The 15,441-nt window shown below is 73.0% G+C and carries 14 protein-coding genes and 1 pseudogene; 9 read left to right on the plus strand and 6 right to left on the minus strand.

What is annotated here, in order from left to right; genetic code table 11:
• The first annotated feature begins 37 nt into the window (after window positions 1-37).
• From MF672_RS26175 to MF672_RS26190, 4 genes are all read left to right on the plus strand, one after another.
• Entirely contained in the window at window positions 38-637 is a 600-nt protein-coding gene (locus MF672_RS26175; protein WP_242382286.1) for an SACE_7040 family transcriptional regulator, read from the plus strand.
• Between the two features lie 320 nt (window positions 638-957).
• A complete protein-coding gene (locus MF672_RS26180) occupies window positions 958-1,419 on the plus strand; it encodes a PadR family transcriptional regulator (protein WP_242382287.1) in 462 nt (153 codons plus the stop codon).
• The gene (locus tag MF672_RS26185) at window positions 1,419-2,396 is read left to right on the plus strand and encodes an ATP-binding cassette domain-containing protein (protein WP_242382288.1); all 978 of its coding nucleotides are present in this window, start codon (window positions 1,419-1,421) and stop codon (window positions 2,394-2,396) included. The genes MF672_RS26180 and MF672_RS26185 overlap by 1 nt, the downstream gene beginning before the upstream one ends.
• Before the next feature lie 2 nt (window positions 2,397-2,398).
• On the plus strand, window positions 2,399-3,253 hold the full coding sequence (locus tag MF672_RS26190; RefSeq protein ID WP_242382289.1) for an ABC transporter permease: 855 nt from the start codon (window positions 2,399-2,401) through the stop codon (window positions 3,251-3,253).
• Window positions 3,254-3,342: 89 nt separating this feature from the next.
• Here MF672_RS26190 and MF672_RS26195 read toward each other — a convergent pair whose 3' ends face one another.
• Window positions 3,343-4,698 carry a hypothetical protein gene (locus MF672_RS26195; RefSeq protein ID WP_242382290.1) on the minus strand — a complete coding sequence of 452 codons (1,356 nt, stop codon included), beginning with the start codon at window positions 4,696-4,698 and terminating at the stop codon, window positions 3,343-3,345.
• A 198-nt stretch (window positions 4,699-4,896) separates the two neighbouring features.
• On the opposite strand from MF672_RS26195, the gene MF672_RS26200 reads away from it, so the two are divergent.
• The gene (locus MF672_RS26200; RefSeq protein WP_242382291.1) at window positions 4,897-7,119 is read left to right on the plus strand and encodes a thiamine pyrophosphate-dependent enzyme; all 2,223 of its coding nucleotides are present in this window, start codon (window positions 4,897-4,899) and stop codon (window positions 7,117-7,119) included.
• Window positions 7,120-7,127: 8 nt separating this feature from the next.
• Here MF672_RS26200 and MF672_RS26205 read toward each other — a convergent pair whose 3' ends face one another.
• The gene (locus MF672_RS26205) at window positions 7,128-7,403 is read right to left on the minus strand and encodes a hypothetical protein (RefSeq protein WP_247815437.1); all 276 of its coding nucleotides are present in this window, start codon (window positions 7,401-7,403) and stop codon (window positions 7,128-7,130) included.
• A 170-nt stretch (window positions 7,404-7,573) separates the two neighbouring features.
• Between MF672_RS26205 and MF672_RS26210 the strand changes: the two genes are divergently transcribed.
• Entirely contained in the window at window positions 7,574-8,488 is a 915-nt protein-coding gene (locus tag MF672_RS26210) for a hypothetical protein (protein ID WP_247815438.1), read from the plus strand.
• Here the strand turns inward: MF672_RS26210 and MF672_RS52225 are convergent.
• Window positions 8,374-9,096, minus strand: a pseudogene (locus MF672_RS52225) (serine/threonine-protein kinase); the annotation flags it as partial. The gene MF672_RS26210 and the pseudogene MF672_RS52225 sit on opposite strands and share 115 nt — an antisense overlap.
• Before the next feature lie 40 nt (window positions 9,097-9,136).
• Window positions 9,137-9,835, minus strand: coding sequence for a M50 family metallopeptidase (locus tag MF672_RS26220; protein ID WP_247815440.1), 699 nt, complete (start codon window positions 9,833-9,835; stop codon window positions 9,137-9,139).
• Between the two features lie 73 nt (window positions 9,836-9,908).
• Here MF672_RS26220 and MF672_RS26225 point away from each other — a divergent pair, with 73 nt between their 5' ends.
• Genes MF672_RS26225 through MF672_RS26235 form a run of 3 tightly spaced genes read left to right on the plus strand, consistent with a single transcriptional unit; the run spans window position 9,909 to window position 12,377 of the window.
• The gene (locus tag MF672_RS26225; protein ID WP_407654781.1) at window positions 9,909-10,763 is read left to right on the plus strand and encodes an amidohydrolase family protein; all 855 of its coding nucleotides are present in this window, start codon (window positions 9,909-9,911) and stop codon (window positions 10,761-10,763) included.
• Window position 10,764: 1 nt separating this feature from the next.
• Window positions 10,765-11,238: a nuclear transport factor 2 family protein gene (locus tag MF672_RS26230; RefSeq protein ID WP_242383845.1), complete on the plus strand. Its 474-nt coding sequence runs from the start codon at window positions 10,765-10,767 to the stop codon at window positions 11,236-11,238.
• A gap of 11 nt (window positions 11,239-11,249) precedes the next feature.
• Window positions 11,250-12,377: a magnesium and cobalt transport protein CorA gene (locus MF672_RS26235; RefSeq protein ID WP_242383844.1), complete on the plus strand. Its 1,128-nt coding sequence runs from the start codon at window positions 11,250-11,252 to the stop codon at window positions 12,375-12,377.
• A gap of 162 nt (window positions 12,378-12,539) precedes the next feature.
• Here MF672_RS26235 and MF672_RS26240 read toward each other — a convergent pair whose 3' ends face one another.
• Both MF672_RS26240 and MF672_RS26245 read right to left on the minus strand, forming a co-directional pair.
• Window positions 12,540-13,322 (minus strand): Clp protease N-terminal domain-containing protein, encoded by a 783-nt coding sequence (locus MF672_RS26240; protein WP_242383843.1) that lies wholly within the window; start codon window positions 13,320-13,322, stop codon window positions 12,540-12,542.
• Between the two features lie 41 nt (window positions 13,323-13,363).
• Window positions 13,364-15,430 (minus strand): transglutaminase TgpA family protein, encoded by a 2,067-nt coding sequence (locus MF672_RS26245; protein ID WP_247815441.1) that lies wholly within the window; start codon window positions 15,428-15,430, stop codon window positions 13,364-13,366.
• Between the last annotated feature and the right edge of the window lie 11 nt (window positions 15,431-15,441).

A 15,441-nucleotide genomic window follows, 5' to 3' on the forward strand; every position in this document is an offset into this window, starting at 1 on the left:
TTAGTCAACGTTAACGTCAGCGTCTAGTATGTGAGACGTGACCACTGCCTCCTCGTCCCCTGCCCGCCCCCGGCGCAACAGGCGCGCGGAGATCCTGGAGGCCGCCGCCCGCCTGTTCGCGGCGCGCGGCTTCCACGGCGTGTCGATCGAGGACCTCGGCGCGGCGGTGGGCGTCTCGGGCCCGGCGCTCTACCGCCACTTCAGCGGCAAGGAGGCGCTGCTGGCCGAGATGCTGCTCGACGTCAGCTCGCGGCTGCGCGAGTCGGCCGTCGCGGTCGTCACCTCCTCCCCCGGCCCAGAGCAGTCGCTCGACGCCCTGCTCAACGTGCAGATCACGTTCGCGCTGGAGCAGCCGGCGCTGATCACCGTGCACGACCGGGAGCTCGGCAACGTGCCCGAGCCGCAGCGCCGGCAGATCCGGCGGCTGCAGCGGCTCTACGTCGAGGAGTGGGTGACCGTGCTGGCCGAGCTGCACCCCGCGTGCCCGGCCGCCCGGCTGCGGGCCGCCACGCACGCGGTCTTCGGGCTGCTGAACTCGACCCCGCACAGCGCGGGCGAGCTGCCGGGCACCGACATGCGGCCGCTGCTGCGCGTGATGGCGCGGGCCGCGATCCAGGCCGCCGTTAACGTGCGCTAACAAAGTGCGGGGTCGTGTAACGGCCTTGTCCGTCGCAACTATCTAGATATATCGTCGCGATATCTCGATAGTTGGAGGTCGTCATGGACGAGCCCGATTTCTGGGATGACAATCCCCCCGTACCGCCCCCGTTCCCGCCGGGGCCCCTCGGCCCGCCCGGCCACCCCGGCCATCACGGTCCCCCCGGCCATCTGGGTCCCCCCGGGCACCTCGGGCACCCGGGCCACCACCTCGGGCACCCGGGCCACGCGCCGCTCCCGCCCCTGCCGCCGATCCCGCCGATCCCGCCGGCCCCCCCGGTCCCCGGCTTAGGGCCCGGGGTGCACTGGGGGCGGCCCGCGCCGCGGGTGCGGCGCGGCGACGTCCGGGCCGCCCTGCTCGCCCTGCTCCACGAAGGGCCGCGCAACGGCTACCAGATGATCCAGGACATCGAGGAGCGCAGCGGCGGCGTCTGGCGGCCCAGCCCCGGCTCGGTCTACCCCGCGCTCCAGCAGCTGGAGGACGAGGGCCTGGTCGCCGGCGACGAGACGGGCGGCAGCCGGACGTACCGGCTGAGCGACGGGGCCCGCGCCCAGGCCGCCCGGCACGCGGACGAGGCCCCCTGGGAGGAGGTGGCGAGGAGCGTCCCCGCCGACCAGCACGAGCTGGCCGTGTTGTGGTCCCAGCTCAACGAGGCCTTCGCGCACCTGGTGCGCACCGCGAGCGACCGGCAGGTCGAGGAGGCCAAGAAGCTCATCGGCAAGACCCGCAGAGCCGTGTTCCAGATCCTGGCGGAGGACTGATGGACGGGGAGGCAGCCGTCGCCGTACGGGGCCTGCGCAAGGCGTACGGCAAGGTCGAGGCCGTCAAGGGCGTCGACTTCGAGGTGCTGCCCGGCGAGGTGTTCGGGTTCCTCGGCCCGAACGGCGCCGGCAAGACCACCACCATCAGCATGCTCTGCACCCTGGTCAACCCCACCGGCGGCAGCGCCACGGTCGCCGGGCACGACGTGGTGCGCGAGCGCGACGAGGTCCGCAGGAACATCGGCCTCGTCTTCCAGGACCCCACGCTCGACGGCTACCTCAGCGCCGAGCAGAACCTGCGCTTCCACGCCGAGCTGTACGGGGTGCCGAAGAGCGTCGTCGGCGACCGCATCCGCCAGGTGATGGAGATGGTCGCGCTGTGGGACCGCAAGGACGCCAAGGTGAACACCTTCTCCGGCGGCATGAAGCGGCGGCTGGAGATCGCCCGCGGCCTGCTGCACTCGCCGCGCGTGCTGTTCCTCGACGAGCCGACGGTCGGGCTCGACCCGCAGACCCGCTCGGCCATCTGGGGCTACATCAACCGGCTCCGGCGGCTTGAGGACATCACCATCTTCATGACCACCCACTACATGGACGAGGCCGAGTACTGCGACCGGATCGCGATCATCGACCACGGCGAGATCGTGGTCATCGACTCGCCCGAGGCGCTGAAGGCCAGCGTCGGCAAGGACCGCGTGCAGATCCAGACCGGCGACGACGCGGCGGCCATCGAGGCGCTGCGGGAGCGGTTCGGGCTGGAGGCGGCCGTGCGCGAGGGCGCGGTGACGTTCGCGGTGGCCTCCGGCGAGGAGTTCGTGCCGCGGCTGTTCGCCGAGCTGGGGATGCCGATCACGGCGGTGAGCGTGTCACGGCCGTCGCTCGACGACGTGTTCATGTCCTACACCGGCTCCACCATCCGCGACGCCGAGGCCGGGGCCGACACCATGACCTTCATGCGCGCGATGGCGAGGAGGTAGCGATGGCGACAGAGGCGATCGGCGTCCGCGTCCCGGCCCGCAGCGCCGGGCACGACCTGCGCGCCGTCAAGATCGTGCTGCACCGGGAGATCCTCCGCTTCGTCAACGACCGCACCCGCATGGTGTCGTCGCTGGTGCAGCCCGTGCTCTGGCTGTTCGTCATGGGCGCGGGGCTCGGGTCGCTGGTGCGGGGCTCGATCCCGGGCATCGACTTCCGGACGTTCATGTACCCCGGCATGATCTCCATGACGGTGATCATGACCGGCATGTTCTCGGCCGGCTCCATCGTGTGGGACCGCGAGTTCGGCTTCCTGCGCGAGATGCTGGTCGCGCCCGTCTCGCGCGGGGCGATCGTGGTCGGCAAGTGCCTCGGCGGCGCGCTCGTGGCCACCGCGCAGGGCGTCATCATCCTGGCGATGGGCGGGCTCGTGGGGGTGCCCTACGCGCCGGGGCTCATGGTCACGCTGCTGGCCGAGATGTTCCTCGCGGCCTTCACCGTGACGGCGTTCGGCGTGATGCTCGCGGCCCGGATGAAGAACATGCAGTCCTTCTTCGGGCTCATGCAGATGGCGATCATGCCGATGATGTTCCTGTCCGGGGCGATGTTCCCGCTGGCCAACCTGCCCTCGTGGCTGCACGTGCTCACCGTGGTCAACCCGATGACGTACGCGGTGGACCCGATGCGCCAGGCGGTCTTCTCCCACCTCGACGTGCCGCCGCAGGTGAACGCGCTGCTGAACCCGGGGGTGCGGTGGTTCGACCTCCAGGTGCCGGTGCCGCTGGAGCTGGGGCTGGTGGCGGCGCTCGGCGTCCTGCTGATGGGGGTCGGCATCGCCCAGTTCCGCCGCGCGGAATAGCGGCGGAGAAGAGCAAGTTGCCCAATTAGCTGTTCGGCGTCATGGGCAAGGCCCGGAGCGTGGGCTCCGGGCCTTGTCGTTGCTCATTTTCACCGGGTCACGCGGACATAATCCGTACGGCTGTAAGACCCGTACGTGTCGCCGTCACCCTGGTACACGAATCGCCAGTACCCGGAGTCCCAGGCCTTGGCCTTGACGTAAAGGCGTCCGCTGTCGCTCGACCGGAACATCTTCACGTACTCCCACTTGCCGGATCCGGCCTTCTTGAAGTACAGCGCCACCTTGCCGGCGTAGCCCTCCCAGGTCCCCTCGTCGGAGATCTGCAGCTTGCCCTTGAACGTGAGGTACTTGCCGCGGGCGATCGGCTCGGGGTAGGCGTTGAACTTGCTGAGGCGGGTGTCCGCCTTGGCGGGCGCGGGCTGGTCGACCGTCACCCAGTCGGCGCCGCTGACGGTGCCGTTGACGCCGCGGGTGCCCACGTACTGGGCGCGCCACCAGCCGGAGGCGACCGCCGTGGCGGCGGCCTCGAAGCGGCCGTGCCTGCCGGTCACCGCGCTGGTCACGTACTCCCACTGCGAGGAGCCCGCGGCCCTGAAGAAGATCGCCACGCGCTGGCCGGGGAGCCCGTCGCGGCCCTCGGCGAGCAGGGCGCCGGTGAAGGTCAGCGAGTCGCCCTTGACGACCGGCTCGGGCCGGGCGTCGAAGCCGGCGATCGTGCTGTTCACGACGCGGTGCCGGACGAGGACGCGGGCGAGGTCGCTGGTCGCGGCCTTGGCGGCGGAGGTGCCGGCGAAAACGGCACGGAACGAGCCGCTCTCCCGCACCCGGACGCCGGCGCCGAACCAGCCGCCGTCCCCGGTGGTCACCTTGGCGACCTCGCGGAAGTCACCGGAGTGCCGACCGCGGAACTGGATCGAGACGCTCTGGCCCGGGTACCCCTTGCCGTCGGCGAGCAGGCGGCCGAACACCTTGACGGCGTCGCCGCGGTCGACCACGCCGGGGCGCACCCCGAACGAGGCGAACGAGGTGTCGGCGGCCTTCTTGACGACGACCTCGAACGTGCCCGTGCTCGACTTCTCCTGGCCGCCGCCCGTGGCCGTGGCGAGATAGCTCCACGTGCCGGTGGGCGAGGTCTCGAACTTCTTGGTGCCGGTCCACCTGGTCCACTCATGGCCCGGCGACTTGGTCAAGGCGCCGACGGAGCTGTAGACCCCGAGCGGCGGCTTGAGCTGGAGCGTGGCCGTGTCCGCGCCCTTCGTGAAGAAGGTGAAGGTGGCGGTGACCGGCCCGCTGGTCACGTCGATCGGCGGTTTGGGGGTGATGTACACCTGGCCGATGGTGACGGTGTTCTGCGGGGCCGCCGACGCTGCGGCCGGCGCGAGGGCTACCAGGGCCCCGGCGCCGATCATGACGGCGAAGGCGGCGACACGGATGCGTTGTAACATGTGGGTTCCTTTCTGGAGACCCCAGTGCTTCAACGCGGCATTGAGGGTGCCACGTGTGTCTATTAAGTAGACGTGCGCGTGACGGGGATAGTTGTGAATACTGACAAACGGTTATAGATCAGGGTCGATTAGGACCGGACCGCAACATGTCCCCCGCGTCCGGCAGACGTCGAGCCCATTGGAAGACATAATCGGGGTGTGGCGCGGGACACTGTTGAGACGCATTTCATCGAGGCCGTTGCGACGCTGAAGTCGGGCCCCCCGCGAGATCCGGCCCTGCCGGTCCGCGAGGGCACGTCGCTGACCGGCGAGCGGTGCCGGGCGCTGTTCCGGCGCCAGCTCGACAGCCGGCTGCTCGACATCGCCGCCCGCTGGCTGCGCGAGCAGGACGAGGGCTTCTACACGATCGGCTCGGCCGGGCACGAGGGCAACGCCGCGGTCGCCGCGGCGCTGCGGCCCACCGACCCGGCGCTGCTGCACTACCGTTCCGGCGCGTTCTACCTGACCAGGTCCGAGCAGCAGGGCAGGCTACCCGAGCAGGGGCTGCGCGACGTCCTCATGGGCCTGGCGGCCGCCGCCGACGAGCCGATCGCGGGCGGCCGGCACAAGGTGTTCGGCCACCCCGACCTGGCGGTCATCCCGCAGACCTCGACCATCGCCAGCCACCTGCCGCGGGCCGTCGGCGTGGCCTTCGCCGTCGAGCGGGCCAAGGCGCTCGGCGCGCCCTCCAAGTGGGGGGCCGGCGACGCGGTCGTGGTGTGCAGCTTCGGCGACGCCTCGGTCAACCACGCGAGCGCGCTGTCCGGCCTCAACACCGCCTCCTACGCCACCTTCCAGGGGCAGGCGCTGCCGATCCTGTTCGTGTGCGAGGACAACGGGCTCGGCATCAGCGTCCGCACGCCGAAGGGCTGGGTGGCGGCGGCGGCGCGGCGGCCCGGCATCGAGTACTTCGCCGCCGACGGCTGCGACCTCGCCGACGCCTACGACGCCGCCGTCCGCGCGGCCGAGCACGTACGGGCCCGCCGCTCCCCCGCCTTCCTGCACCTGTCCACGGTGCGGCTCATGGGGCACGCCGGCTCCGACGTCGAGGTGGCCTACCGCACCCAGCGCGACATCCGCGCCGACCTGGAGCGCGACCCGCTGCTGCGCACCGCCGCGCTGCTGGTCGAGGCCGGCCTGGAGACACCCGACGAGCTGCTCAAGCGGTACGAGAGCGCGCGCGAGCACGTGCTGCGCATCGCGCTGGAGGTCACCCGCGCCCCGCGGCTCGGCACCGCCAAGGAGATCATGGAGCCGATCGCGCCGCGCCGGCCCGACCTGATCGCCCGCATCAGCCCCACGGCGGCGACGGCCGCGGCCAGGGAGAAGGCGTTCGCCGGGGCGCTGCCCGAGCAGGAAAAGCCGCTCACGCTCTCCCTCGCGATCAACCGCACGCTCGCCGACGCGCTCACCGTCTACCCCGAGATGATGGTGTTCGGCGAGGACGTCGGCAGGAAGGGCGGCGTGTACGGGGTGACGCGCGGCCTGCAGAAGCGGTTCGGGGCCGGGCAGGTGTTCGACACGCTGCTGGACGAGCAGGCCATCCTGGGGCTGGCGCTCGGGTCGGGCGTGTCGGGGCTGCTGCCGGTGCCGGAGATCCAGTACCTCGCGTACCTGCACAACGCGCTCGACCAGATCCGCGGCGAGGGGGCGACGCTGTCGTTCTTCTCGCGCGGGGCGTACCTCAACCCGATGGTGGTGCGGGTGGCCGGCTACGCCTACCAGAAGGGGTTCGGCGGGCACTTCCACAACGACAACTCGGTGGCGGCGCTGCGCGACATCCCCGGCCTGGTCATCGCCTCGCCCGCGCGCCCCGACGACGCCGCCGCCATGCTGCGCACCTGCCTGGCCGCCGCCCGCACCTGCGGGTCGGTGTCGGTGTTCCTGGAGCCGATCGCGCTCTACCACACGCGCGACCTGTTCGAGGAGGGCGACGGGGGGTGGCTGGCGCCGTACGTGCCGCCGTCGCGGTGGGCCGAGACGCACGTGCCGATCGGGCGGGCCCGCTCGTACGGCGACGGGCGCGACCTGACGATCGTCACGTTCGGCAACGGGGTGCGGATGAGCCTGCGGGCCGCCGTGCGGCTCACCCAGGAGGGGTACGGCTGCCGCGTCCTCGACCTGCGCTGGCTCGCGCCGCTGCCCGTCGAGGACCTGCTGCGCGCGGCCGAGCTGACCGGGAAGGTGCTGATCGCCGACGAGACCCGGCACAGCGGCGGCGTCTCGGAAGGGGTCATGGCCGAGCTGGCGGACGCCGGGTTCGACGGGCCGATGGCGCGGGTGACCTCGGCCGACAGCTTCATCCCGCTGGGGGCGGCGGCCGAGCACGTGCTGCTGTCGGAGGCGGAGATCGAGCAGGCGGCGCGCAAGCTCCTGGGCTGAGCCTTTTATTACTGGCGGCGGGCCTTCGCGCCTCTGATGCAGGCCGGCTTGGACCAGGCGACCGTCGTCTGCTCGGAGATGCGCAGCGGGACGCCCACCAGGAAGCAGTAGCCGGCGCCGGGGTCGAGGCCCGCCACGCGGGTGGTGGTGGCGCCCTGGCCGAGGGCGGTGATGGGCTGCTCGCCCTTGGCCACGGGGCTGCGTTGCAGGACCACCGGGTAGCGGCGGGCGTTCGCGGGCAGGGCCCAGCTCAGCTCGACCAGGGCGCCCTGGTCGGCGGTCACCTTGAGCTTGCGGGGGGCCAGGGCGGCGATCTCCTGCTCCTCGATGGGGGTGGTGTCCTGGGGGGCGGCCTGCTGGGTGGCGGTGTTCCTGGGGGGGGGTGTCGCCCGGGAGGGAGACGTAGACGGCCGCGGCCGTGCCCGCCACGGCGGCCAGCGCCACCGCCGCGCCGATGAGCAGCGCCTTGGGGGCGCGGCCGGGTGACGTGGACGGCGCGGGCGCGCGGTGCGGGGCGGGCGCGGGCGCGGCCTGCCCGTGGGTGGCCAGGGAGTGGGCGGCCTGCGGGTGGGCGGCCTGTCCGTGGGCGGCCTGCTCGTTCGGGGGTGCGGTCGGTGCCGCGTACGGGGTGGGGTGCTGGAGCGGATGGTGCGCCGGGAGAGGCGCGGCCGGGTGCTGGTGCGCGGTGGGCGGCACGACCGGGTCGGGCGCCGCCTGCGGTTCGGCCGGGGACGCCGCGTGCCGGGCGTGGCGAGCGGGCCGGGTCGGCCCGTGGACGCTGCCCGCGCCCTGCGTGCCCGCCCCCTGCGCACCCCCGCCGTACGTGCCCCCGCCGTACGTGCCCCCGCCGTACGTGCCCGCGCCCGGCCCGGTCTGGGGGCCGGAGCCTGGGGAGGCGCCCGCCGCCCCCTGCCCCGAGGGCGGCGCCGGGGCGTGCTGCCCGGTGGACGGGAGCCCGCCGGACCACGTCACCCCCTGCGCCTCCGGCGCGAACGGCGACACCTCCGCCGCCGGCAGGTGGTGCCCGGTGGAGGGGATGGGCGACGGGTCCGGCTGCGGGGCGTCGGGGCGCGGGCGCGGGACCGTGGACAGGTTCGGCCCCGGCCCCGGGTCCTCGCCCACCAGGTCCGTCACCGGCAGCCCCAGCTCCGCCTGGAGCGCCTGGAGCTCGCGGGCCAGCTCCCGCGCCGACGCCTGCCGCGCCTCCGGCTGCTTGGCCATGGCCCGCAGGATCGCCTGGAAGACCTGCGGCGGCAGGTCGGCCCGGCCGATGGGCGGCGGTTCGAGGCTGAGCACCCGGTACATCAGCGGCGCGATCGACGGCTCGGCCGGGTTGTGGAAGGCGGGCTGCCCGGCCAGCAGGTGGTAGAGGGTGGAGCCGAGCGAGTAGATGTCGGTCGGCACGCTGTGCGGCGCGCCGGTGAGCACCTCGGGCGCGGCGTGCAGCGGCGTGAACGCCTGCGAGGTGGCCGAGATCTCCGACGAGTCGACCACCCGGGCCACGCCGAAGTCGGCGATCGCGGGCTCGCCGTACCGGGAGATGAGGATGTTCTGCGGCTTGATGTCGCCGTGCAGCACCCCGGCCTCGTGGACGGCGGCGAGGGCACCGGCCAGCTTGACCCCGGCCCGCAGCACGTCGGGCACCGGCAGCGGGCCCTCTTTCCTGACCTTGTCGCGCAGCGAGCCGTTCTCGAAGAAGTCCATCGCGATGTACGGCTTGCCGGAGCGGGTCACGCCGGTGTCGAAGACAGTGACGACGTTGGGGTGGCCGGTGAGCCGCCCGGTGAGCTGGAGCTCGCGCTGGAAGCGGCGCATGGTGCGCTGGTCCACGCGGTCCACGGACAGCACCTTGAGCGCCACGACCCGGTCGAGGCGTTCCTGGTAGGCCCGGTAGACGACGGCGAATCCGCCCTGGCCGGCCTGGTCGAGCACGCGGTAGCCGGGCGCGTCCTCCGCTGGCAGCACGGCGGCGCTCACTCCCCCCTGTTGCAGGCGAGTTTAGTGCGAAATTTCGCGATTAGAGCGGGTTCATGAGGTAAGCGCCGAACGCGGCGGCCGTCACCGCCACCACGAAGAAGAAGAACACGAAGAACCCGCCCGGCAGGATCGTCAGCCGGGCGAGCTGGTCGGCGTCGGAGTCGCGCGCCTGACGGCGGCGCCGCTTCTGCTGCAGCTCGATGATCGGCCGGATGCCGCCGAGCAGCAGGAACCACACCGCGACGAAGGCGACGCCCTGCTGGACGGCGGCCGGGGCGTACATGATGAGCGCGAACACCGCCCCGCCGGTCGCGAGCAGGATCAGCGCGCCGTACAGGTTGCGGACCAGCAGCAGCATGCAGACCAGGAACAGCAGCACCGCCCAGATCAGCAGCGTGATGCGCCCCTCCTCGGTCAGCCAGGCGGCGGCCAGGCCGAGCAGCGGGGGCGCGAGGTAGCCCGCCATCGCGGTCAGCACCATGCCGGGCCCGGTCGGCCGGCCCCGGGTGAGCGTGACGCCGGAGGTGTCGGAGTGCAGGCGGATGCCCTCCAGCTTGCGCCGGGTGAGCAGCGCCATGAGCGCGTGCCCGCCCTCGTGCGCGATCGTGATCAGGCCCCGGGACACCTGCCACGGCATGCGGAAACCGACGATCACCAGCGCGACGAGAGCCGAGACCACCACGACCCAGGGGTGGGGGTCAGGCTGCACCTTGATCAGGTTGGCCCAGAGCTTGTCCATCGAGAGAGAACCCTATCCAGGTAAAGTCTCGGCCGTGGCCACAGAACGACATTCTGCCCAGTCCGACCAGGGAGTGCCGGAGTGGTGGCGGCGGCTGGGGCTGCCGGGGCTGATCGACCTGCACGTGCACTTCCTGCCCGAGCGAATGGAGCGGCGGGTCTGGCACCACTTCCGCAACGGCGGCCCGCTCATGGGCGACGGGTGGCGCATCTCGTACGCGTGGCCGGCGGCCGAGCGGGCGGCGCACCTGCGGGCCATGGGGGTGCGGAGCTTCCCCGCGCTGGCGTACGCGCACAAGCCGGACATGGCGGCCGACCTCAACGCCTGGACGCTCGACTTCGCCCGCCGCACGCCCGGCTGCCTGCCGTCGGCGACGTTCTATCCCGAGCCCGGGGCGGCGGGCCACGTGCGGCGGGCGCTGGCGGACGGCGCCCGGGTCTTCAAGGTGCACCTCCAGGTCGGCGGGTTCGACCCGCGGGCGCCGGAGCTGGCGGAGGTCTGGGGGCTGCTCGCGGAGTCGGGCGTGCCGGTGGTGGTGCACGCCAGCTCGGTGCCGGTGCCCGGCGGCTACGTCGGCCCCGGCCCGATCGGCGACGTGCTGCGCCGGCATCCGCGGCTGCGCGTGGTGATCGCGCACCTCGGGATGCCCGAGTACGAGCCGTTCTTCGAGCTGGCCGGGCGCTACGAGCGGGTGGCGCTGGACACCACGATGGCCTTCACCGACTTCAGCGAGGCGGGCATGCCGTTCCCGGAGCGGCTGCGGCCGGCGTTGCTTGATCTGGGGCTCGCGGGGAAGGTGGTGCTCGGCAGTGACTTCCCGACCATTCCGTACCCCTACGCGCACCAGCTCGACGCGCTCGCCCGCCTGGACCTCGGCGAGGACTGGCTCAGGGCCGTCTGCTGGCACAATGCCCAGGCCATGATCTGATATGAAGGTGAACGATCGTCACGTGGCGCTGATCAGCGCTTTCTACGACGCCCTCGGGCGGGCCGACCTCGCGGCCATGGAGAGCTGCTACCACCCCGAGGTCAGTTTCGGTGACCCCATCTTCCAGGAGCTCGAGGGCCGCGACCGGGTCATGCGGATGTGGCGCCTGCAGCTCGGCGTGCGCGACGGCCTGCGTTCCGACTACCGAAACGTCTCGGCCGACGACCACACCGGCACCGCGCACTGGACCGCCCGCTACACCTTCTCCAGCACCGGCCGGGAGGTGGTGAACGAGGTCGAGGCGCTGTTCAGGTTCGAGGACGGGCTCATCGTGCGGCACCATGACGACTTCGACTTCCGGCGCTGGTCCAGGATGGCGCTCGGCCGGCCGCACGGGCTGCTGTTCGGCTGGACGCCGATGTGGCGCAAGTCCATCAGGGACCGGGCCACGCAACAGCTCGACGCACTGGGGTAGCAAGAGGGGGCATGAGGAACATGGCCAGGGTCAGGAGTCTGCGCCGCGGGGCCGACGTGCGCGAGGAGCCGCCGGAGCACTCGATGGACCCGCGGGCCACCGAGGAGCCCCCGTACCGGCCCACCGTCATCGACAACGCGATCTACCGCGACGGCGAGCGCGTCGACAACCCGGGCTCGCTCGCCGACGCCTTCGAACGCCTCAAGGAGATGCCGGGCAGCATGGCCTGGATCGGCCTGTACCGGCCGAAGGAATGGGAGCTGGTCAAGCTCGGCGAGGAGTTCGAGCTGCACGAGCTGGCCCTGGAGGACGCGATCGTCGGCTCCCAGCGGCCGAAGTCCGACCGGTACGGCGACACGCTCTTCGTGGTGCTGCGCGCGGCCCGCTACCTCGACGACGTGGAGGAGGTGGCGTTCGGCGAGCTGCACGTCTTCGTCGGCCCCGACTTCGTGATCACCGTCAGGCACGCCGAGGCCCCCGACCTGCAGGGCGTGCGCCGCCGCATGGAGTCCGACCCCGAGCTGCTGCGGCAGGGCCCGCAGGCGGTGCTGTACGCCATCCTCGACACGGTGGTCGACGGCTACGCGCCGGTCGTGGCCGGGCTGCAGAAGGACATCGAGGAGATCGAGGTCCAGGTCTTCAGCGGCGACCCGTCGGTGTCGCGGCGCGTGTACGAGCTGTCCGGCGAGGTGATCGAGTTCCAGCGGGCCACGGCGCCGCTGGTCGGCATGATCCACGGGTTCATCGCGGGCGCCCCCAAGTACGGGCTGAACGACGAGCTGCAGAGTTACCTGCGCGACGTGGCCGACCACGCGATCACTGTCTCCGAGCGGGTGTCGTCCTTCCGGCAGATGTTGCAGAACATCCTGGTCGTCAACTCGACGCTGGTGACGCAGGCGCAGAACGCGGAGATGGCCCGGATGACCGAGGCCAGCATCCGGCAGGGCGAGGAGGTCAAGAAGATCTCCGCGTGGGCGGCCATCCTCTTCGCGCCGACCCTGGTCGGGACGATCTACGGCATGAACTTCGACTTCATGCCGGAGACGCACTGGGCGCTCGGCTACCCGTTCGCGATCGTGCTGATGGCCGCCGTGTGCCTGGTGCTCTACATGGTCTTCAAACGCCGCGACTGGCTGTGACCCGGCGCGGGTCACGGGTGGTGGCGCCTCCGGAGGAACGGAAGCGCGGGTCGAGGCCGCTGTTGTCCACGTCCACCTAGGGAGCCGATCACCACAGGGCGGCGACGATCAGGCCGACGAGGACGAGGGCGACGAGGACGGCGCGTAACGCGCTGAGCGCGCTCATGGCCGGAGGCCGGCGTGCTCCTCCAGGCGCTCCAGACGCTGCACGAGCGGCTGGAGTTCGGCCCGGAGCGCGGCCTTCAGCAGCTCGGCCTGGCCCTGCGCCGGCCCGGGCGCCTGGGCGGGCTGGGCGGGGCCGGGCTGCTGGGCCTGGGCGCGCAGGTGGACGTAGCCGGCCAGGGCGGCCGACACGGCGCGGCGGGTCAGGCGGGGCTCGGCGCCGAGGGCGCGCAGGACCTGCCCGCCGGTGCCGTCCGGCTCGGCGACGAGGCCCAGCAGGAGGTGCTCGCAGCCGACGTAGTTGTGGCCGAGGGACAGCGCCTCGGTGACGGCGAACTCCAGGGCGTTGGCGGCGGAGGTGCTGAAACGCCGCGTCCCGGCCTCGGCTTCGGCATCGGGCTGAGGGACGGGGCGGGCGTGCTGGTCGAGGTCGCGGCGGACGTGGTCGAGGCTGATCTCCATGGCCCGCAGCACGTGCAGGGCCAGGTTGCCGCCCTCGGTGAGCATCGCGCCGAGCAGGTGCTCGGTGCCGACCTCGGCGGCGCCCTGGGCGCGGGCGCCGTCGGCGGCGAGCTTGAGCACGGTGCGCGTCCGGCCGGTCAGGTGGGTGAGGGCGCCGGTCGGGGTCTCCAGGTCGAGCTCGCCGAGCGAGGACTCCCTGATCGCGGTCACCCGGCGGACCGCCTGCTCCAGCGCGCGCTGGCAGACGGCGGACACCGGCACGCCGGCCTCCTTGACGGCCTCGGCGAGGTCGTCGGGCAGGTATACGTTGATCTTTGGCATGCCCCCACTGTAACCCCAATGGGGGTAGACGTCTATAACCCCTACCGGAGAAGGAGGCGGCGGCGCAGGCGGGCCGGCAGCGGGGTGCGGGCGCGGAGCGTGCGGCGGAGGGCGTCGCTGTGCCGCCAGGCGGCCGCGGCGGTCTCGTCGGTGACGGCGTCGGGGGCGTATCTGGCGAAGTTCGACAGGTCCGCCAGCGGGCGGAGGTCGGCGGCGACGTCCGGCGGCTGGGCGGCGAGAACGTCCGCGGCCGTCAGCGCCCGGTCCCCGGCCAGGCCCAGGTCGTCGCGGGCCTGCCGCCACGCGCCGAGCACCCGGCCCTCCGGGCTGCCCGCGCGGCGGCGTCTCCTCCGGCGCCACGGCGGCAGGGCCGCCGCCAGGCCCGCGTACGCCAGCACCAGCGCCCCGCCCGCGACCGCCGCGAGCGTCCACGGGGACGGGCCCGCCTCCTCCCGGCCGCCGCCGCCCTGCGGCCGGGACTCCGGCGCGCGGTCGCCGCCGCCGCCCCGCGTGAACTCGCCCTCCAGCTGCTCGCTCTCCTCGATGGCCGACGACACCACCTCGTGGTCGTCCTTGGCGCCGCTGCGGCCCGGCGTCGGGTAGAACGGCCGCCAGCCGATCCCCTCGAACTCGATCTCCGCCCACGCCATCACGTGCCCCGACCTGACGTGGTAGACGCCGCCGGCGGGCGTGCCCGGCCGGAAGCCGACGACCACCCTGGACGGCAGCCCGAGCGTCCTCGCCATGAGCGCGAACGTGGTCGCGAACTGCTCCGACGTGCCCCGGTGCGTGGTCCGCAGGAAGAACTCCAGGCCCTTGAGCGAGTGGCCGGGAGGGGCGGTGACGTCGTAGCGGGCGCTGGTGCGGAGGTAGCTCTGCAGCCGGTACGCCTGCCGCATCGGCTCCTCCGCCCCCTTGACCGCCTCCCTGGCGAGCCTGCCGAACAGCTCCTTCTGCGGCCCGCCGGGGAACGCGGTCAGCGCGGGGTCGCGCGCCGGCACGGCGGCCAGCAGGTCCTCCTTGGACGGCTTCGGCACCCGGGAGGTGACCTCGTAGCTGAAGCCCTTGGCGGGCTTGACGCCGGCCAGCAGCGCGCCGCTGGCCGGGTCGGCGGCCAGGCCGCGCACGCCGTCCACCTTCTCGGGCCGTTCGGCCGCCGGCAGCCAGGTGCCGGGCAGGCCGTCGAAGGTGATCCGCTGGCGCACGACGTCGGCCTCGCCGGTCCACGGGCCCTCGGGGACGCGGCCGCCGGTGGGCTGGAAGCGGGCGCCCGAGGTCCAGCGCACCCCGTCGTAGCGGTCGAGCACGGCCAGCCGCCAGTTGAGCGGTTCGCCGGCCTGGACGGTGAACAGCTCCCGGTCGGGGATCTGCAGCCAGGCCGAGACCCGGTCCAGGGGGCTGACGCTGTCCACGCGGACGGGCGGCGGCAGGTCGGCGTCGTCGCGCGGGTTGTACGGCTGCGCCGCGATCGGCAGCAGCGGGCCGGCGACCAGCGCGACGGCGGCCAGCGCGGCCGCCACCGGCAGCCCGGCCAGCAGCCAGGACGCGGGGCGGCCGGCGCGCACCAGGGCGAGGGCGGCGATCAGCGTGAACAGCGCGGCGGCGACCGGCAGGTTCGAGCCCTCGCCGTCCACGCCGAGCAGCAGGGCCAGGCCGTACACGAGGAGGGCGGGCAGCGCCGGGGCGATCCTGGTGGCGGTGCGGGTGAGCAGCTCGGCGCCGGTCGTGGCGGCCGCCCACACCAGGGTGTGGACCAGGACCAGCAGGCCCGGGTCCGGCTGGGCGGGCAGCAGGGTGGTGAGCAGCGCGTGCCAGGAGTTGGCCACGTCCCTGAGGAGGGCGGGCTCCAGACCTCCGTAGAGCGGGACGGTCCCGGCGAACCAGACGACGAGATCGAGCATCAGCGCCAGCCAGAGCGGGCGCCTGGCGGTGAGCGCGGCGACGAGCGCGGGGGCGACGGCGGCGGGGACGACGGCCAGGAGCAGCTCCTGACCGGCGGGGAAGACCCGGTGGAAGCCCCACCCGGCGGTCCCGGCGACCGCCGCGACCAGCGCGAGGCCGGCGGCCCGCCGCCACAGCGGCGGGGTGCCGCCGGCGGGAGGGACCATCGGGGGCCCTT

The organism is Actinomadura luzonensis (genome assembly GCF_022664455.2).
Lineage (GTDB): Bacteria > Actinomycetota > Actinomycetes > Streptosporangiales > Streptosporangiaceae > Nonomuraea > Nonomuraea luzonensis.

Coding starts and splice junctions, on each gene's coding strand:
- MF672_RS26245 (WP_247815441.1), bottom strand. CDS start 15,430: ATGGTCCCTCCCGCCGGCGGCACCCCGCCGCTGTGGCGGCGGGCCGCC.
- MF672_RS26210 (WP_247815438.1), top strand. CDS start 7,574: ATGAGCAGCGCCTTGGGGGCGCGGCCGGGTGACGTGGACGGCGCGGGC.
- MF672_RS26190 (WP_242382289.1), top strand. CDS start 2,399: ATGGCGACAGAGGCGATCGGCGTCCGCGTCCCGGCCCGCAGCGCCGGG.
- MF672_RS26240 (WP_242383843.1), bottom strand. CDS start 13,322: ATGCCAAAGATCAACGTATACCTGCCCGACGACCTCGCCGAGGCCGTC.
- MF672_RS26230 (WP_242383845.1), top strand. CDS start 10,765: ATGAAGGTGAACGATCGTCACGTGGCGCTGATCAGCGCTTTCTACGAC.
- MF672_RS26220 (WP_247815440.1), bottom strand. CDS start 9,835: ATGGACAAGCTCTGGGCCAACCTGATCAAGGTGCAGCCTGACCCCCAC.
- MF672_RS26195 (WP_242382290.1), bottom strand. CDS start 4,698: ATGTTACAACGCATCCGTGTCGCCGCCTTCGCCGTCATGATCGGCGCC.
- MF672_RS26185 (WP_242382288.1), top strand. CDS start 1,419: ATGGACGGGGAGGCAGCCGTCGCCGTACGGGGCCTGCGCAAGGCGTAC.
- MF672_RS26235 (WP_242383844.1), top strand. CDS start 11,250: ATGAGGAACATGGCCAGGGTCAGGAGTCTGCGCCGCGGGGCCGACGTG.